Origin of the sequence: Vibrio sp. Vb1026 (assembly GCF_033338745.1) — a bacterium.
GTDB classification, from domain to species: Bacteria; Pseudomonadota; Gammaproteobacteria; order Enterobacterales; family Vibrionaceae; genus Vibrio; species Vibrio alginolyticus.
The window spans coordinates 1-1335 of sequence record NZ_JAWOTH010000098.1; the positions used below are offsets into that span (position 1 = coordinate 1).

A 1335-nucleotide genomic window follows, 5' to 3' on the forward strand; every position below is an offset into this window, starting at 1 on the left:
CTGCCTTGCTCAAGGAGGGCAATATGAAAAAAATACTGGCTACAATGCTTAGCGTTGGCGTATGTACCTCAGCCTTTGCAAGTAGCGAGGGTTTTGAAGAATACTTAGATAAATTGCGTGCAGAAGCGCGTAACCAAGGTATCTCAGAGCAGGTAATCAGTGCCGCTTTCGCAAATGTTGAATACAAGCCGAGAGCAGTAACAGCAGACCGCAACCAACCAGAGAAAAAACTGACGTTGGATGAATACATTCCTCGTGCAGTCCCTGAGTGGAAAGTAAAGCAAGCCAAAGCACTATACAAAGAGCACTATGCGGAGCTTAAGCGCATAGGCGATCAATACGGCGTGCAACCTCGCTTTATTGTTGCGCTCTGGGGTGTAGAAAGTAACTTTGGCAAGTTTACAGGTAACTTCCGCGTAATTGATGCGTTGTCGACGATGGCATTTGAAGGTCGTCGTGAAGAATTTTTCCGCAAAGAGACCATGGCGGCGCTGCAAATCCTTGATCAAGGCCATATCGAGCTAGATAATTTTAAAGGTTCTTGGGCTGGTGCGATGGGACAGTGTCAATTTATGCCAAGCTCTTTCCTACGTTTTGCCGCCGATGGTAACGGAGACGGAAAAAAAGACATCTGGCAATCAGAAGCGGATGTGTTTGCGTCTACCGCTAACTACTTGAGCGAGTCTGGCTGGGACGATAAGTTTACTTGGGGGCGCCAAGTGAAGGTGCCGAAAGGGATTGATCGTAGCCTAGAAGGACGCGGGGCAGAAAAAGGCAAATATCTTCAGGAATGGAGTAAACTTGGCATCACGAAGTACGATGGCAGTCCATTACCTAAACTGAATGAAGATATCCAAGCATGGCTTATCATGCCTGACGATGAAAACGGTCGTACGTATCTGGTTTACAATAACTATAACGTACTGATGAAGTGGAACCGCTCTTACTACTTCGCGCTTGCCGTCAGCCATCTTGCTGATCGCATTTCATTCTAGTTCGTTAGTAAATACTGTTTTATAGGGGCTCTTCGGAGCCCTTTGTTTTTCCCACATTCTTATCGAGGTACTGCGTGTTATCTGAACGTGCTGCGCAAATGGTGATCTTTTCTGCATTGATCAAACATAAAAACTTTACTGCGGCGGCGAAAAGCCTTGGAGTGTCGGTATCTCACGTCAGCAAACAGCTTAGTCAGTTAGAGGAATCTCTTGGTATCAAGCTTGTTCAACGCACCACGCGTAGTTTTACGCCTACCGAAGCGGGAAAAACGTTTTATCATCATTGTGAACAAGTGGTGCAGGCGGTGAGTAGTGCGACGTTAGAAATGGAAAGCCAAAG

The 1335-nt window shown here is 46.4% G+C and carries 2 protein-coding genes; both read left to right on the forward strand.

What is annotated here, in order from left to right; all coding sequences use genetic code 11:
- Positions 1–23 precede the first annotated feature (23 nt).
- Positions 24–995 (forward strand): lytic transglycosylase domain-containing protein, encoded by a 972-nt coding sequence (locus R7E47_RS24445; RefSeq protein ID WP_005479026.1) that lies wholly within the window; start codon positions 24–26, stop codon positions 993–995.
- Between the two features lie 74 nt (positions 996–1069).
- Positions 1070–1335: LysR family transcriptional regulator (locus R7E47_RS24450; protein WP_318085287.1), on the forward strand; the 266-nt coding region annotated here is incomplete at its 3' end.